This is a genomic window from Halanaerocella petrolearia, from assembly GCF_054657875.1.
In genome coordinates this window covers 220,205-236,396 of record NZ_BAAHXW010000002.1, presented here as the reverse complement: position 1 = coordinate 236,396, position 16,192 = coordinate 220,205, and the positions used below count along the sequence as shown (strand labels likewise).

The 16,192-nt window shown below is 33.2% G+C and carries 16 protein-coding genes, 1 riboswitch and 1 other annotated feature; of the genes, 2 read left to right on the top strand and 14 right to left on the bottom strand.

The annotated features are described in order from the left end of the window. Nucleotides 1-62: 62 nt before the first annotated feature. Nucleotides 63-276, bottom strand: a binding site (T-box leader). A gap of 79 nt (nucleotides 277-355) precedes the next feature. The 3 genes from ACYQ39_RS08390 to ACYQ39_RS08380 form a co-directional block, all read right to left on the bottom strand. Next, a complete protein-coding gene (locus ACYQ39_RS08390) occupies nucleotides 356-1,603 on the bottom strand; it encodes a methyl-accepting chemotaxis protein (protein ID WP_459842073.1) in 1,248 nt (415 codons plus the stop codon). A 72-nt stretch (nucleotides 1,604-1,675) separates the two neighbouring features. Next, a complete protein-coding gene (locus ACYQ39_RS08385; protein ID WP_459842071.1) occupies nucleotides 1,676-3,523 on the bottom strand; it encodes an ATP-binding protein in 1,848 nt (615 codons plus the stop codon). A 40-nt stretch (nucleotides 3,524-3,563) separates the two neighbouring features. Beyond that, entirely contained in the window at nucleotides 3,564-4,574 is a 1,011-nt protein-coding gene (locus ACYQ39_RS08380) for a DNA double-strand break repair nuclease NurA (RefSeq protein ID WP_459842069.1), read from the bottom strand. Nucleotides 4,575-5,046: 472 nt separating this feature from the next. On the opposite strand from ACYQ39_RS08380, the gene ACYQ39_RS08375 reads away from it, so the two are divergent. Next, nucleotides 5,047-5,298, top strand: coding sequence for an AbrB/MazE/SpoVT family DNA-binding domain-containing protein (locus ACYQ39_RS08375; protein WP_459842067.1), 252 nt, complete (start codon nucleotides 5,047-5,049; stop codon nucleotides 5,296-5,298). A 47-nt stretch (nucleotides 5,299-5,345) separates the two neighbouring features. Here the strand turns inward: ACYQ39_RS08375 and rsmI are convergent, their stop codons facing one another. From rsmI to guaB, 11 genes are all read right to left on the bottom strand, one after another. Then, nucleotides 5,346-6,191, bottom strand: a complete 846-nt coding sequence (gene rsmI, locus ACYQ39_RS08370) for a 16S rRNA (cytidine(1402)-2'-O)-methyltransferase (protein WP_459842066.1) — start codon at nucleotides 6,189-6,191, stop codon at nucleotides 5,346-5,348. 4 nt (nucleotides 6,192-6,195) lie between these two features. Continuing rightward, nucleotides 6,196-6,438, bottom strand: coding sequence for a GIY-YIG nuclease family protein (locus ACYQ39_RS08365; RefSeq protein WP_459842064.1), 243 nt, complete (start codon nucleotides 6,436-6,438; stop codon nucleotides 6,196-6,198). A gap of 10 nt (nucleotides 6,439-6,448) precedes the next feature. Continuing rightward, nucleotides 6,449-7,300, bottom strand: a complete 852-nt coding sequence (locus ACYQ39_RS08360; protein ID WP_459842063.1) for a P-loop NTPase family protein — start codon at nucleotides 7,298-7,300, stop codon at nucleotides 6,449-6,451. Then, complete coding sequence (locus ACYQ39_RS08355) at nucleotides 7,284-8,051, bottom strand: DnaD domain-containing protein (RefSeq protein WP_459842061.1); 768 nt, start codon at nucleotides 8,049-8,051, stop codon at nucleotides 7,284-7,286. The genes ACYQ39_RS08360 and ACYQ39_RS08355 overlap by 17 nt, the downstream gene beginning before the upstream one ends. A 25-nt stretch (nucleotides 8,052-8,076) precedes the next feature. Then, nucleotides 8,077-8,820, bottom strand: coding sequence for a tRNA1(Val) (adenine(37)-N6)-methyltransferase (locus ACYQ39_RS08350; protein ID WP_459842059.1), 744 nt, complete (start codon nucleotides 8,818-8,820; stop codon nucleotides 8,077-8,079). A gap of 2 nt (nucleotides 8,821-8,822) precedes the next feature. Beyond that, entirely contained in the window at nucleotides 8,823-9,161 is a 339-nt protein-coding gene (locus ACYQ39_RS08345; protein WP_459842058.1) for an initiation control protein YabA, read from the bottom strand. A gap of 25 nt (nucleotides 9,162-9,186) precedes the next feature. Next, entirely contained in the window at nucleotides 9,187-10,002 is an 816-nt protein-coding gene (locus tag ACYQ39_RS08340; protein ID WP_459842056.1) for a PSP1 domain-containing protein, read from the bottom strand. A 2-nt stretch (nucleotides 10,003-10,004) separates the two neighbouring features. Next, nucleotides 10,005-10,991 (bottom strand): DNA polymerase III subunit delta', encoded by a 987-nt coding sequence (holB, locus tag ACYQ39_RS08335; RefSeq protein WP_459842054.1) that lies wholly within the window; start codon nucleotides 10,989-10,991, stop codon nucleotides 10,005-10,007. 40 nt (nucleotides 10,992-11,031) lie between these two features. Next, nucleotides 11,032-11,475 (bottom strand): YaaR family protein, encoded by a 444-nt coding sequence (locus ACYQ39_RS08330; RefSeq protein WP_459842052.1) that lies wholly within the window; start codon nucleotides 11,473-11,475, stop codon nucleotides 11,032-11,034. A gap of 211 nt (nucleotides 11,476-11,686) precedes the next feature. After that, nucleotides 11,687-12,343 (bottom strand): dTMP kinase, encoded by a 657-nt coding sequence (locus ACYQ39_RS08325; protein ID WP_459842050.1) that lies wholly within the window; start codon nucleotides 12,341-12,343, stop codon nucleotides 11,687-11,689. 366 nt (nucleotides 12,344-12,709) lie between these two features. After that, nucleotides 12,710-14,173, bottom strand: coding sequence for an IMP dehydrogenase (guaB, locus tag ACYQ39_RS08320; protein ID WP_459842048.1), 1,464 nt, complete (start codon nucleotides 14,171-14,173; stop codon nucleotides 12,710-12,712). Nucleotides 14,174-14,351: 178 nt separating this feature from the next. Then, a riboswitch (purine riboswitch) is annotated at nucleotides 14,352-14,453 on the bottom strand. A gap of 199 nt (nucleotides 14,454-14,652) precedes the next feature. Between guaB and ACYQ39_RS08315 the strand changes: the two genes are divergently transcribed. Further along, nucleotides 14,653-16,161: an alkaline phosphatase gene (locus tag ACYQ39_RS08315; RefSeq protein WP_459842047.1), complete on the top strand. Its 1,509-nt coding sequence runs from the start codon at nucleotides 14,653-14,655 to the stop codon at nucleotides 16,159-16,161. The last annotated feature ends 31 nt before the right edge of the window (nucleotides 16,162-16,192 follow it).

Below are 16,192 nucleotides of genomic sequence, written 5' to 3'. Positions count from 1 at the left end.
TCACTCCTTTTAACTATCAACTCTACACCGTAAACTGTAAACCAAAACGACCCCTCACCCTGACTAGGGGCGAGAGGTCGCGGTACCACCCTATTTGTCACCTATATAGATGACCACTTTAAAGCTATTAACGATAGCTAATCGATATAGCCTACTAATTATTTCGACTATATAGCTCAGGAATCATATTCAATATTCTTACTAGCCTAGGTTCTCAGTTGCCCCTAGTTCTCTGTAACTAATTTGAATATCTACTCTTTCCTTCTTAGCTTTTATCTCTATTTATCAATTATTATATAAAACCTAGTTAAAAATATACAAGATAACAACAATTTTGTCAAGAGTAAGCTTTAGCTTAAGATTTATATAGATCTATATCTTTTACTACTAATTCATGTAAGTCATCTACTACGCTATCTAGCCTATCAGCAATAGCAGCTGTCTGTTGTGCTTCAGCTGATTGTTCCTCACTAATACCAGTTACTTCTTGGGCTGAGGCAGACACTTCTTCTGTAAAAACAGTCATTTCTTCTGTTGCCTCAGTAACATTATCTAAAGTCTGAGCCAACTTATTAACTCGCTCTTTAATATCCATAAATAACTCATCAGCACTATTAATAATCTCTAAACCAGTATTTGCTTGCTTACGTCCCTGACGCATCTCTGTTACTGTATTCTTAGACTGCTCTTTCATCCGACTAATCAAATCTACAATATCCTCTGCAGCTTCATTAGATTCAACAGCAAGTTGTCTAATCTCTTCTGCTACTACTGCAAAACCTTGTCCATGCTCCCCTGCTCGAGCTGCCTCTATACTAGCATTTAAAGCTAATAAATTAGTCTGTTCAGCAATATTTGTAATAACCTCAACAAACTGACTAATCTCATTAGTGAAATCATTTAATCTCTCTACTGTATCAGCCGATTGATTAATTCGCTGGTTAACTTCTTTCATCGTGTCTACAGCTTCATCTACTAATTCAGTTCCTTCACCAGCAGTTTGAGAGATATCTTTAATAGAGATCTGACTAGTACCATCTACATCACCATTAACTTTTTGAATATCTGTCTTTAAATCCTGAATTAAACTAACATGTCGCTCTGAACTGCTAGCTACCTGCTGAATAGCACTGGCAGCTTGAGTAGCCATTTCACCTGTTTCTTCAGAAGCCATAGACAAGTCTGAGCTAATCTTATCAACCTGCTGAGTAGTCTGATCTATATCTTTTAACATATCATTCATATTAGTCATCATTAGATTGATTTCCTGTTGTAACTCTCCCACTTCATCATTACGATTGACCTCAATAGTTTCTGTGTCCAAGTCTCCCTCTGCTAATTGACGAGTTACCTGAATCATTTCCCTAATTGGGCTAATAATTAATCTATTAGTTAAAAATAAAATAACTGCTGTAACTACAACAGCATTAATTATTGTAGATAAAATAGGTAGTTGTTCATAACTAATATAAGAATTAATCAAACCATTTATCTCTTTGGCAATTATAGGTCCAATTAATAGAGAAAATAAAACAGATACTATAAATTTAATACGTAGACTAAATCCAATATTCCAATTAAAAAATTCTTTAAACTTCTTCATATTATTCCTCCTTATAAACATTCCATTCATTAATTCAATATTGAAAACCATTATACCTTGTTATTTTTTTATTTATTCTTCAACTAACTGATAAATTTTATCGCCTAATGGTGAATCCTTAGCTTTAATCTTACCTTTATCGGCCAACTTCTCCAACTTCTCCAATAACCTATCACGGTCTAAAGTACCATCTAGCTGCTCATTAATCTCCTCTAGTTTAGACAGAATATTAATACTATCAATTGGTAAGCTATCGATAATTGCTTGATATAGTTCTTCGTCTTCCTGCTGGCTTTTAGCCTCTAACTCATCAAAAGGATTTTCAGTATGAGGACTAGTAGTCTTAGACACTCTAATTCTAATCGACATCGTCCGACCAAAGATAGCTGATGATACAAAAGTATCTCCAGAACGTAAATAAGGTAACCTTTTAGCCTCTTCAGCTGTCAAATCAGTCTCCTGCTTAATTGTCTCAATATCAGTAGCCCTGACTGTTCTAAAGACAAACTTAGTATTGAGCTGAGCTGTAACTGTCTCATTTAACAGAGTTGGCCGTTGTGTAGCCAAGATCAAGAAGGTACCATACTTTCTTCCTTCTTGAGCTATCTCTTTAATAATCTTATTGGCTGGTGCATCCTGACCCTTTGGAGCAAAGTTATGTGCTTCATCTGTTGCTACTACAAAAGGAGGGAAGTAATCCGCCTCTTCTTGGCGATACTGGGCATCTTTATAACTACGTCGTTTACGATAAAGAGCACCTAATACATATGTAGCAAAGACCTGTAACAGCCAGATTGGCCCTTGGATAACTACCTGTTTTCTGCTACGAATAGCAGTTTCTATCTTATCTATACTATGACTGAATAAACCTTCCCTTTCTAGCCGACCTAATCTCCAACTTAAGCCATTGATTGAACTAGCTGGCAGATCACCATAAGCATCTAATAACTCTTTATAATTTTGATATTCTTCTTTTTGAGTACCTTTTAGGGCTCCATTCTTTAGATCACGTTCAATTCTCTTTCTACCTAACTCTTGGGCTTGTTGCAGATCTTGAAATCTACCCTTAAAACTAAGTAGACTATCTCGTTTCTGATGGAGTTTTTGAACAGCATTAACCATAGAATTAGTTAATGTGTCAGATGCCTCTAACAGATCAGTTAAATCTTTAGTCGATAAATCAGCAAAATTAACTCCCACATCATAACCAATCTGATACTGAACAAATCTATCATCAAAATCAGTCTGTTGTTCTGAGCTCAACCCTGGATATGGATCACTAAAATCCATTTCAAAATGAGGATCAAAAACAATAGTTGGAATTTCTAACTTCATCATCTCTTCTAAAATAACTCTCATTCCAAAAGACTTACCTGAACCAGAACCTCCAATAATTCCAATATGAGGATACTGATGCATAGCCTTTAACTTAAAATTAAAAGGTACTCCCTGCTGTTTAATAATCTCATCTCCCTCTAACAGTGGAGCAATGTCCTGTAGATTCTCATCCATCTCCTTTGCCAACTCTTCTGTCCCTTTAATGACTCCTAATACTAAACTATCTTCTGGTTCTTCCTTGACCAATAAATCTTTTACTTCACTAAAATGAGGAGTCTCTACTAATACCCCAGTCCGAATAGGGTAAGGGGCTTCTTCTAATAATCTAACCTTAGCAATATTAATCTCATCTTCAGAAATATTATAACCTATACTTTTTAAAGATTCAATCACCCCTTGATCAACAAAACTATTATCAACTGACAAAGGAATATAACGATTATAGGATTGAGTCTCTACTACCTCTCCTAAAGGTTGATCTAAAGAATCATCTAGTATCTTTAGCATTTCATTAATTCTAAATTTATGTTCTTTAGAGGCTACATGTACTTCCTGTTGATTAGTTAAACCTACTACCTGCATATCTTATACCTCCTAGTTATTAGTTTACAGTTAAAGTAGACTAAAAAATCCGATCAGCCCGTTTAGAATGAAATAACCTCTGTTTGAGAGCTGGGTCTAAATAATTCTCTAATAGAAACTCCATCATCTGATCTGTAATTCGAACTTCATTATCGACTATATCTAACCATAATGGAATTCCTCTCCCTCCTTCTGGAGTTAAAGAATGGACTAATTGAACCATAAAATCTAATCTATCTTTCTGCTGATCTAGCATATCAATTCCTACTACCCCTGGATCACGAGATGGCCTTAAAAATACTGTTTCTAGACCTGGTTTGAAATCTATTTCCGAATTAAACTTTAAAACTTGGCCTTGTTCCAATAAACCAAATAATAACTCCCTATCATACATATCTTTCATTTGAATAGGTAGCTGCGACTTTGACTTTAATTCTTTACTTAATTGATGAGTTGCTATTTCTTCAATTACTCCTACTAATAAGACATTCTCTGCTATTGCTAAATCAACTAGTTCCTGCCATAAATCTTCTGCTTGATAGCAGTATCTAATTAAAGAACCATCCATCATTATTAACTGAGGATTAAAACGCTTAATACTCTCATAAGCTACCTTGACTTCTAAAGCAGCCAACAAAGAAGTTCTGATTTTACCAGCAGCTTCTTGAGCATTCTCACTCTCTTCTTTGCTCATCTTCTTAAAGATCTTCTCTTTATCTTCTTCCACCAAAGGGCTAAAAATTTCATGTTGGATAACTTCCCCTTGATTAGTTGAACTCTTAGCTAACGCCTGTAATAAAGTAATATAATGAGGATAAACTTTACCAGTAGTATTAACTGACCCATCGACTCCTATAATAGCTCCCTTACTTGTCCACTCTTTAAGTTCTTTATCTTTTAAACTAGTAACTTGCTCAAATTCTCCTAAATACTCAGTAATTAATTTCTTCAACTCTATTTCAGTCAAATTAGATTCATCTTGATACTTCCGTTGTAACTTCCGATTATAATCTTTAAGAGATAACTTTAATTCAGAACTTAACTCAAACATATCTATCAACTCCCACTTATATCAAACTGATAATTGACAATGGACAATTTACGATTAAATAATATTGATATATTGTGTCACTTTCGTGATACTGGTTGTGTGTTTTGAGTCATGTGCCGTGAGTTAATTCAAAATCTTCAAATCTAAAACCTAACTCTTATATTATAAGTTTTGAATTTAAATTGGCCCATAGCTCATAGCACACAGCTCATAAATCACAACTATTGATAACTCCTGCTATACATCTTCTAGACTAGTTTATTATTCCCTGCTCCTGTCAAAAACATTTATCGTTGACTAAAAAAGAAATAGCTGGTATAATCCTAGGTGTATTTTGTCGAAAAAAATATTTTTTATAAATTTTATTCTAACTATTGACTTATGTTGGAATTCGTGTTATTATTTAAAATGTAATAAATGTCGAATAATAGAATATGCAGGGATGTTTTTAAAAATAAAAGGAGGAATATATATGAAATCAACAGGTATTGTACGTAAAGTAGACGAATTAGGACGAGTTGTTATTCCAGTAGAGTTAAGAAGAACATTAGATATCGATACAAAGGATTCTTTGGAGATTTATGTCGATCAGGAAAAGATCATCCTTAAGAAGTATCAACCAGCATGTATCTTCTGTGGTAATGCAGGAAATATCAAGAACTTCAAAGGAAAGAATATCTGTCCAGACTGCCTAGAAGAAATGTCTGATTCTGTTTCTGCGTAATAACATATATCAGTTATAAAAGGAGAGTGCGTTAAAGCACTCTCCTTTTATCTATTAACTCTAATTTTAGTAGCAATCTGATAAACTTCACTCTTAGGTAAATTTCTTAACTTTGCTACTTCTTTAATAGCCTTCTTCTTGGTTAGACCTGATTCCATTTCTGATTTAACATGATCTAAGATAGATAAATTTTGCCATTCATCTTCTGTTTCCTCGCTAGCTCCACCTTCTAAAACCAAGACAATTTCACCTTGAGGTTTATTCTCATTAAAGTAATCTAGTAGCTGGCTGACCTTGTCTGTTAACACTTCTTCAAATTTCTTAGTCAGTTCTCTACAAATACCTATTTCTCTATCACCTAAAATATCAAGTATATCCTTTAATGTCTTTACTAAACGATGAGGAGCTTCATAGAAAATTACCGTTCGTTCTTCTCCTTCTAACTCTCGTAACTGCTTACGCCGTTCTTTCTTCTTACGTGATAAGAAACCTTCAAAAGCAAATCTATCAGTAGCTAAACCGGAACTTACTAAAGCACTTGTCATTGCTGTTGGCCCAGGAACAACTTTAATATCAACTTCTTCTGCCCGCAATAATTTGACCAATTGATAACCTGGATCCGAAATACCTGGCATCCCAGCATCAGAAACTAAAGCAACATTAATACCAGACTCTAACTTAGCAAGTAACTGTTTCTTCTTACTATCTGCATTATGTTCATGATAACTAGTTAACTTTGTGTTAATTTCATAATGATTAAGTAACTTTCTTGTTCTTCTTGTATCTTCTGCAGCAATTAAATCTACTTTTCCTAAAATATCTAATGCCCGTAAAGTAATATCTTTTAGATTTCCAATTGGAGTACCACAAATATATAGAGTACCATAAGCCATTCTATCACTCCTTTATCAACTCTAACTTCTCTTGTCGTGTTAACTGCTTAATCGCATATTCTCGCTTTTGAGCTTGACTTCTAGTAGTATACTCTTCTGTATAGCATAATTTCACTGGTATCCGTCCTCTAGTATACTTAGCTCCTTTAGCATTATTATGTTCTTTTAATCTCCGTTCAACATCAGTAGTATACCCAGTATAAAGAGTATTATCAACACATCTTAAAATATATACATAATGTCCCAACTTCTATTTCTCACCTCTGCCAATCTATATTCTTAAGTTCTTCTTTACGCCAATCTTTACCTTCCATTCTAAAGACCAAATTACTGACCATACTAGCTATTCTAGAAGCTAATCTACCTCCGATTTCTTTTAACTCTTCACTATTATTTTTATAACCCATATTAGCAAAGATATCCAATTCCCAATTAGAAGTAAATATAATTGGCCGATTATTATTTACTCTATCATTTAATAAAGCAAATACCTCATCATGATACCACTCTATCTTTTCAGTTCCATAATCATCCCAAATTAAAATCAATGCTTTTCTAGCTCTAGCTTTTAATCTCTCTTTCTCAGATCTATCGGCATCATTTAGTTTTTGAAAATATGTAGCTCCTGTAATAAAGTATGGGATATGTCTAGATTGGAATATATTATGTCTTCTTACCGACGTCTTCCACTCTGTAATCTCTAATGCATCCTGCTCATGTTTGGCTAAAGAACTATAAACATATTTTGCTAAGTTATTAATAATAGACTTAACTAAAATTACAGCTAGAGAAGTCTTACCTGTTCCAGTTCCCCATTCATTATCTCCTTTTCCAGAGGCCCAAAGATAGATACCTTGACCACTCTTTAAATTATCATATAAATCACCTTTATAAGCCTGAATTATCTGCATGCAAACTTTCCGTTGAGAAGATGTTAAAGTCAAATCTGATAATTCTTGTTCTAGATAACTATCTGGTATATTAGACTGAGTGAGCATATAATTTCCTATTCTATTAATTATCTGGTCTTTAGGTACTGGAGCTTGGACAGAAGCTTTTGCTTTAGCCCGTTCAATAACTTTCTGTATATCCTTATTTATATTCTCCATTATTGGCCCCTCCTTTCGAATTATCTTTTATCAATGACTCTAGATATTCCATCCCCTCTTCTAGAGATAGTTCCTCCCCTAAAGTTGAACTATTTTCTTCTATTTTATTCTCTTTATAATTATCCTTTTTCTTAATAACTCGATTTACCCAGTCCTTAGTATAACTATCACAGTTAAAAAGAAAACTTAATCTAGTTTCTCCTTCTTCTCTATAACCTGACTGAACAAAATTATTTATAGCTTGGATTAAATGATCCGTATTGAAGATTGAATTCAGCCTATCTTCAATCATCTTCTTATCTTTTAAAGTTGCACTACTTACCTTAGGATTAACTTGTTCATCAAAGTGCCCTAGCACAACGAATACTGGACATTTATCTTTAAAATCACAATTAGAGTTTAAACAATCAGAATCAGGTTGCTTACAAATAGTAGTGCTTGATTTTGCCATCTTAAAATCTATTAGTGCTTTCTTAGCTTCTTCTTCTGTCATAATTCCTTTTGTTAACCACTTATTAACTACTACTCTAAAATAGTTTGAATGAGTTTTATTTTCATCACGACAATGTTTAAATAAAACCTTTAAAGCACCAATTGTCATACCCTCTTTTAGCATATCATTTAATAAATCTCTAAAACTCATTACATAAGGCTGACCTTGATACAGGCTAAAACCGAAAGTTTTTCTAGTTTCTGAACTTAATTCTTTTTGACAATTAAAGATTGGATCTAATTCTCTACTCTCTTCCATAATAATTTCACCTCCAATCAAACTTTTAATCTGAGTAATATATTTCTTCGATTTCTGAAGTGTAATTACCATTACCATCATAAACAATTAAAGGCTTTTCTATATTTAATCCGCTACCGCCTCCTTTAATTGCTTCTACTAATACTAATTTAGCTTTACTATCTTGAGTAGAATGAACTAATCTCATCTTTTTACAAGCTAAATTATAATTCTCCATTAAAGCCAATAACTCAGCCAATCGCTGAGCTCTATAAACATAGGCAATTCTACCTCCATATTTAACTAACTGATTACTAGCCTTAACTACATCTTCTAATTTACATCTCAACTCATAACGAGCAATTGCTATTTCCTCTCGACTACTAATCTTACCACTATCTAATTTCTGATAAGGAGGATTACTAACAAGATAATCAAAGCTTTCCGAGCCAAAGAAATCTAAAGCCTCTTTCAAATCAAGTTCAGTAAAATTCAACTTATCACATAAGTTATTATATCTTGCGCTTCTTTGAGCCATATTAATTACCTCTGCCTGAATATCAATACCCCAAACTTCATTTAAATTATACTTAGCTTGTAACAAATGAGGAATTACTCCTGCTCCTGTCCCTAAATCTAATACTTTGTCATTACTCTTAGGACTAACAAAGTTGGCTAATAAAACAGCATCTAAAGAGAACCGAAAGTGATTACTATGCTGAATTAATTTTAAATTATCAATTAGTAGATCATCTAGTCTTTCTTCAGGCTTTAAGTTAATTCCAGCCACTATTATTCTCCTCCGCTTACTTCTTCTTTAAACTTTTCTTCCTCTAACATACCTGCACAAAAAAGGCAACTACCATCTCTTTGTTCACCAAAATTAAGATGGCAGATATGAAACCCTTCTTGATATAAGCGAGATAAATTATCTTCTTCTTTCAGTTCCTTATCACCCTGTTCTTCTTCTTCTTTTTCAAATAATAACCGTTTTAAGTTCTCATTCTCTTCTTTAAGGTTTTCATTCTCTTTATACATATCATAAACTGTATTCTTTACTTTTTGAAAGTCATCATTTAATACTTGTAACTGTTCCTGAAAGTGGGCCAACAAGCTAATAATCTCTTCCACCTTTATACCTCCTTAACTTAACACACTACTCATCTGAAGCTTCACTTTTTAATTCCACATTTGCAGCTTGAAGCTCCATATTATCATCATTACCTAAATCAACCTTAACTGTCTTCTTAATTACATTTATATCTGTTACATTGCCAGTACCAAATTCTGTTTCAACAGTATCTCCTATATTAGGTAATTCTTTTTTAATTTCTCGATAATTATCACTCTCATACTTAAGACAACACATTAATCGGCCACAGATACCAGATATCTTATTAGGATTTAAAGATAAATCCTGTTCCTTGGCCATATTTATAGAGATAGGGTCAAAATCTCTTTTAAATCTGCAACAACATAATTCTCTACCGCAAGGGCCAATGCCTCCACGCATCTTTGCTTCATCTCTGACTCCAATCTGTCTTAATTCAATTCGAGTCTTAAAGATAGCAGCTAAATCTTTGACTAACTCTCTAAAATCTACTCTATCATCAGCAGTAAAGTAAAATAACAGTTTACCCCGATCTAAAGTATACTCAGAATCAACTAACTTCATTGGTAAACCATGTTCTTCTATCTTCTCTAAACAGATACCATAGGCTTTCTTAGCTGCTTCTTCATTTTCTTCAGCTTGTTGCAAATCTCGTAAAGTAGCCTTACGCTTAATAGGCTCTATAGAATGATCAAATTCATCTGGATCTATATCTTTCAATGGGTTGACTACCTCGCCAATCTCAATACCTCTTATAGTATCTGCTACTACCTTATCTTCAGCATTTAATTCTGCTCCATTTGGTTGATAATAGTATATCTTTCCTGATTCTTTAAACTTAACTCCAACTACTTTCATCAACCTCACCTCCTTAATTGATATAAGTTTAATAGCATTACCTCTAAAGATAACTGCAAATTTACATTAGCTTGTCTAATCTTATTCTTCGTTTCTTCTACTAATTGTATTATTGATTCTATATCTTCTAGATCAATTTCAGCTGTTACACTCTTTAATTGTTGTAGATAATCAATATTAATTACTTTATCTTTCTTTTTAAGCTTGAATAATAATAAGTCACGATACCAAGACAAAATAAAATTCAACACTTGGTCAATAGACTCTTTATAACTTAATAACTCTTTTACTATTGAAAATATTTGTAACTGATCTAAATCACTAAATGAAACAATCAACTCCATAATTTCATTTCTTTGCTCTAACTGTTCCTCATCTTCTACTAAATTAATAGCTTTCTTCAATCTACCAGCTGCTAAAGAAGTAATCAATTGTTCTCTTTCTTCAGTTAATTCATAATCAAACCCTAACTTCTCCCTAATTAACTGGCTAGAAATACGATTGAAACGAACTAACTGGCAGCGGGAAATAACAGTAGGCAATAGTTGATCTATATTATTAGTCAATAAAATAATAATCCCATGCTTAGGAGGCTCTTCTAAAGTCTTTAATAAGCTATTAGCAGCTTCAGAAGTCATCTTTTCAGCTTGGTGAATAACATATATCTTCTTCTTACTTTCATACGGTTTATATAATATCTCCTGTTGAAAGGCCCGCATCTGGTCAATCTTAATTGAACTACCATCAGGTTGCAATTTTTTTATATCAGGATGATTACCACTAGTTACCTTACGACAAGATATACAGTTATCACAAGCATCATCAACTTTTGATCTACAATTAACTGCCTTAGCAAATTCAAAAGCTGCTATATCCTTTCCTACTCCTTCTACTCCAGTGAATAGATAAGCATGACTTAATCTATCCTGTCGCAATGAATTCTGCAAAATAGAAACTGCCAATTCCTGACCTAATACTTTATTAAATGACATCTTCGCCTCTCCTTTCTGGCGAATTTAATCTTAATTTAAGTTATCTATATAAATCTATTAATAACCCTCGAACTTCATCTAACTGAGCTAAAATCTCTAATTGTGCTGATTGATCATCAACTATCATCTCAGTCAACTCCTCTAATGATGCATCAACTGATTTAACTATGGTCTGAACCTTACCTTGACTTGGACTATAATCTTCTTCTACTTGATACATCTTCTCCACCGCTTCATTAACGAACTTCTTAACCATCTTCTTATACTTAACTAAATCCTTAAAAGTTCTATGTTCAGCCAACCTCTGCCCTTGTTTGCCAATTACATCTAGTAATTCATCTAGTTTTGCTTTAACTTGCTCTCCATGGGCTTGTTTAAGTTCTTCTAAAAAAGTAATATTCTTTCCTTCGACTCGATTAATCTGCTTACTAGCAGTTATTGATTTACTAAACCTACCTTTATTTTCAGCTTTATTAATCTTCATATTATCCCCTTTCTGAAAATAGGGAAATTAATTTTTTAGAAAAAACTAGTTTAAATAATACTAAATGTAGTGGGGCATAACAGCCTAACCACTACATATCGCCTTAAAATTCCCAATAATTTATGCATATCAATTATAATTATATCATTTTCTCTAAAAAAAAGAAAACTATTTTATAAGGAAATAATACAATCTAAGCTTAAAAAAACAATTAAAGATTGGTTACTATCTGATAAACCTCTTTATGGATATCAGTAATACTTCTTAATTTTCCCTGTCTTACACAATTTATTATCTTCCAATCATACTTTTTAGCAACCCAGCAAGCATTATTATATGACTCTACTAAATAGTCACCATCTTTTTCATGAATATCAGATCCATTGGCCCGTTGCTCCATCAACTCTTTACTCTTCTCAGGTGGCATATCTAAAAATAGCACACAATCAGGTACTGGAAGTTGAAATTTCTCAAACTCTAAATTCCATAACCAAGCAAGATAGTCTTCCTTATCAGTTTCATCAGTAAATTTAGAAGCTTGATGAACCATATTAGATGTTGTATATCTATCTGCTATCACTATTCCACCAGATTTATAAAAATCCTTCCATTCCTGTTCAAAGGAAGCAAAGCGATCTACAGCATAAAAAGTAGAGGCAGCATAAGAATTGACTTCAGCTGGATTCTCACCAAAGTCTCCATCTAAATACATTTTTATTAAAGCTGATGACTGACTATTATAATTAGGATACTCTACTTTTCGTACTTTATATCCTTCATCTTTTAATCTATTATATAATTTATTTGTCTGCGTCTCTTTTCCACTAGCATCAGTTCCTGATTCAACTACAATCAACTTACCTGACATATAGATCCTCCTTTTTATTACTATCTTATCGTATAATTAAATTATCTAGTAAATTTATTTTTTAGTAGTTAAATGTTATTGATATAGTGTGTCTTGAGTCATGTGCTCTGAGCTATGATCCAATTCAAAACCTTTAAAATCTAAAACTTTATAATCTTATACTCTAGAGGGGATTGAAATAGATTTATTATTTTGATGTTGATTGGGCTCACGAATCACAGCTCATAACTCATAGCTTGATATAAAGTTCCATTTTATATCTACAATTATATTATAAAGTCTGTAAACTATAATGTACAATTAAAATAACCTATTTTATTACCATTGAAAAAGAAAAAAGCCCTCATAACGAGGGCCAATTACAGATTAATCCTGATCAAGACTATAATTAGGTGCTTCTTTAGTTACTCGTACATCATGTGGATGACTTTCTTTTAAACCAGCACCTGTAATTTTAACAAACTTTCCATTTTCCCGTAAATCTTTAATTGTTTTAGTTCCACAGTATCCCATACCAGAACGTAAGCCACCTACTAATTGATATAATGTGTCAGATAGCTCTCCTTTATAAGGAACTCGACCTTCAATTCCTTCTGGAACTAACTTCTTCTTCTCCTCCTGGAAGTAACGATCCTTACTACCTTCTTTCATTGCTTCAACAGAGCCCATACCACGATAAACCTTAAAACTTCTACCTTTATAGATAACTTTCTCACCAGGTGCTTCTTCTGTTCCTGCTAATAGACTACCTAACATTACTGTAGAAGCTCCAGCTGCTAAAGCCTTAACTACATCTCCTGAATATTTAATTCCTCCATCAGCAATAACAGGTACTCCATATTCAGAAGCAGCCTTAGCACAATCATAAACAGCAGAGATCTGAGGTACACCTACTCCAGCTACTACTCTAGTAGTACAGATAGAACCAGGACCAACTCCTACCTTAACTGCATCTGCGCCAGCCTCAACTAAAGCTTTAGTAGCACCAGCAGTAGCTACATTACCAGCTATTACTTCTAACTTAGAATATTGATCTGTTATTTCTTCTACCATTTCAATTACCTTTTTAGAATGACCATGAGCAGTATCAATAATTAAAACGTCTACTTCAGCTTCTACTAAAGCAGCAATTCTCTCTCTCGAATCTGATCCTACACCTACAGCTGCTCCAACTAATAATCGACCAGTATCATCTTTAGCAGCATTAGGATATTTTTTAGCTTTTTCAATATCCTTAATAGTAATTAAACCTTTTAAAGTATTATCCTCATCAACTAAAGGTAACTTTTCAATCTTATGCTCCTGTAAAACCTCTTTAGCTTCTTCTAAATTAGTATCTACTGGGGCAGTTACTAAATCTTCTTTCGTCATTACATTCTTAATTGGTTGTTCAAAATTCTTCTCAAAACGTAAATCACGATTAGTAATAATTCCTAATAATTTCTCATTTTCATCAACTATTGGTACCCCAGAAATATGAAATTTAGACATTAATTGTTCTGCTTTATAAATTTCATCTTCAGGACTTAAAGAAAATGGATTAACAATAACACCACTTTCAGACCGTTTAACCTTATCTACCTCACTAGCTTGCTCTTCAATAGTCATATTCTTATGAACAATCCCTAATCCACCTTGACGAGCCATGGCAATAGCCATTTCAGCTTCCGTTACTGTATCCATAGCAGCACTTAAGATAGGAATATTAAGCTTAATATTTTTAGTTAATTGAGTACTAGTCTCCACTTCCTTAGGTAACACATCTGACTGAGCTGGCTGTAATAAAACATCATCAAAAGTTAAAGCTTCTTTAACTAACTTATCTTCCATTTTATCTCCTCCTCTTATATTTTTGGACCTTTAGTTTTGAGTCATAAGCAAAGCCGTTAACTATTTATTATTTACTATCTCCCTACTACTCATAACCCCTGCTAAATACAAAAAACCCTAAATATAACTAGGATACCATATCTTATATACCAATTAAGAATGATATCCCCTAGCTATACTTAGGGTTTCTCTTAACTGGTAGTCAGGTAGTTTAAGGCTCCTGGTAGAGACTCCCAAACCATATTTTTGGGATTATACAGCTACTATTTATTTTTTCTAAGTGTATCAAGTTTACTATCTAATGTCAAAAGAAAATATCAAGAAGTAGTGAAATTAGTTGATACTCTAAGCTAATAAAAGTAATAATCATTTTTATATAATAAATTAACATTGATTTAATATTTACTTAATAGTTCTGTAATATTAATTTGTAATAATTTAACTGAAGATAAGAAATAATTTTATAAGGAGGAAAAATTATGACTAACAAAAGAAGTCTCTCAAAAAGTATCTCATTTATTGTAGTGGCAGCTTTATTAATTACAGGGCTTAATGCGACTCCAACTAAAGCATGGTGGATATTTGGTGGTGATTCTGAAGGACAGACTAATCAGACTACTAATAAACAGCCTAAATATGTCTTCTATTTCATTGGTGATGGTTTATCAGCCTCTCATAGACAAGCAGCAGAATATTATTTGCAGACTAAAAATGATAATGAAGATCTTAAATTAACAATGAACAAATTTCCTGTTGCTGGTATCAATACTACTCAAGCTTTAGATTCATTAGTAACAGATTCAGCAGCAGCCGGTACAGCTTTAGCTACAGGACATAAGACAAATAGTCAGGTAATTGCCCAATCTCCGAAAGGTAAAAAATATAAAACTATTATAGAAGCAGCTGAAGCTAAGGGAATGGCTACAGGGATTGTTACTACTTCTCGTCTAACCCATGCTACTCCAGCTACCTTTGTTTCTCATGCTAAGAGCAGATACTTACCTAATAAAATAGCTAATCAGTATTTAACTAGTGATGTAGATTTCTTTGCAGGGGGTGGCTATAGACATTTTATTCCTCAAGGTGGCTTAGAACATAATGGTATAGAACTAAAGTCAAAGAGAAAAGATAATAGAAACTTAGCTAAGGAATTTCATGATCAAGGCTATAAAGTCTTCCTATCTAAACATTCTACAGAATCATTTAGAGACTTTACTACAGAAAGAAAAGAGAAAGTATTTGCTGCCTTTACTTATAGTCACACACCTTATGAGTTAGATAGACAGAGAACAGATGCTACACCAAGCTTATCTGAGATGACTAATAAAGGAATTGAAACTCTATCTAACTATAAAAATGGTTTCGTGATGATGGTTGAAGGAGCAAGAATTGACCATGCCTCTCACGCTAACGACCCAGTTGGAGCTATTCATGATACTTTAGAATTTGATAGAGCAATTAAGAAAGCTTATAAATTCTATAAGAAACATCCTAATGAGACATTAATTGTAGTTGCTGGAGACCACGAAACAGGTGGCTTTGGTTTAGGCTTCTCTAAACAATATTTTTTAAAGTTAGAGAACCTAGAAGAAGCTAAAGTAACTACAGCAAATACTCTATCTGGAAAATATAAAGAACTTAACAAAAATAGAGCAGCTTACTTTGATTATATCGATGAAAATCTTGGACTAGATAACTTAACTACCAAAGAAAAAGCAATTATTAATAAAGCCATGGGTATCGTTGATTCAGGTGCAGAATATGATGCTGCTACTTTTGGCCCTAGCTACTATGACGCTGTAGCCATTGCAACTACTCATGTTCTATCAGCAAGAGCTGGACTAGAGTGGACAACATACGCTCACTCTGCAACTGCTGTTCCATTAACAGCTATAGGAGTAGGAGCCAAAAACTTTGGTGGCTATAAAGATAATACCGAGGTAGGTAAAGCTATGGCTGAACTAATGAACTTTAAACTAACTAAATAAAAAATCTGCTAGAAATAGTCGAGAATCTTCT

What these genes read in the sequence shown, in the direction of transcription:
- ACYQ39_RS08390 (WP_459842073.1), bottom strand. Translation starts at nt 1,603, where the DNA reads ATGAAGAAGTTTAAAGAATTTTTTAATTGGAATATTGGATTTAGTCTA.
- ACYQ39_RS08385 (WP_459842071.1), bottom strand. Translation starts at nt 3,523, where the DNA reads ATGCAGGTAGTAGGTTTAACTAATCAACAGGAAGTACATGTAGCCTCT.
- ACYQ39_RS08380 (WP_459842069.1), bottom strand. Translation starts at nt 4,574, where the DNA reads ATGTTTGAGTTAAGTTCTGAATTAAAGTTATCTCTTAAAGATTATAAT.
- ACYQ39_RS08375 (WP_459842067.1), top strand. Translation starts at nt 5,047, where the DNA reads ATGAAATCAACAGGTATTGTACGTAAAGTAGACGAATTAGGACGAGTT.
- rsmI (WP_459842066.1), bottom strand. Translation starts at nt 6,191, where the DNA reads ATGGCTTATGGTACTCTATATATTTGTGGTACTCCAATTGGAAATCTA.
- ACYQ39_RS08360 (WP_459842063.1), bottom strand. Translation starts at nt 7,300, where the DNA reads ATGGAGAATATAAATAAGGATATACAGAAAGTTATTGAACGGGCTAAA.
- ACYQ39_RS08355 (WP_459842061.1), bottom strand. Translation starts at nt 8,051, where the DNA reads ATGGAAGAGAGTAGAGAATTAGATCCAATCTTTAATTGTCAAAAAGAA.
- holB (WP_459842054.1), bottom strand. Translation starts at nt 10,991, where the DNA reads ATGTCATTTAATAAAGTATTAGGTCAGGAATTGGCAGTTTCTATTTTG.
- ACYQ39_RS08330 (WP_459842052.1), bottom strand. Translation starts at nt 11,475, where the DNA reads ATGAAGATTAATAAAGCTGAAAATAAAGGTAGGTTTAGTAAATCAATA.
- ACYQ39_RS08325 (WP_459842050.1), bottom strand. Translation starts at nt 12,343, where the DNA reads ATGTCAGGTAAGTTGATTGTAGTTGAATCAGGAACTGATGCTAGTGGA.
- guaB (WP_459842048.1), bottom strand. Translation starts at nt 14,173, where the DNA reads ATGGAAGATAAGTTAGTTAAAGAAGCTTTAACTTTTGATGATGTTTTA.
- ACYQ39_RS08315 (WP_459842047.1), top strand. Translation starts at nt 14,653, where the DNA reads ATGACTAACAAAAGAAGTCTCTCAAAAAGTATCTCATTTATTGTAGTG.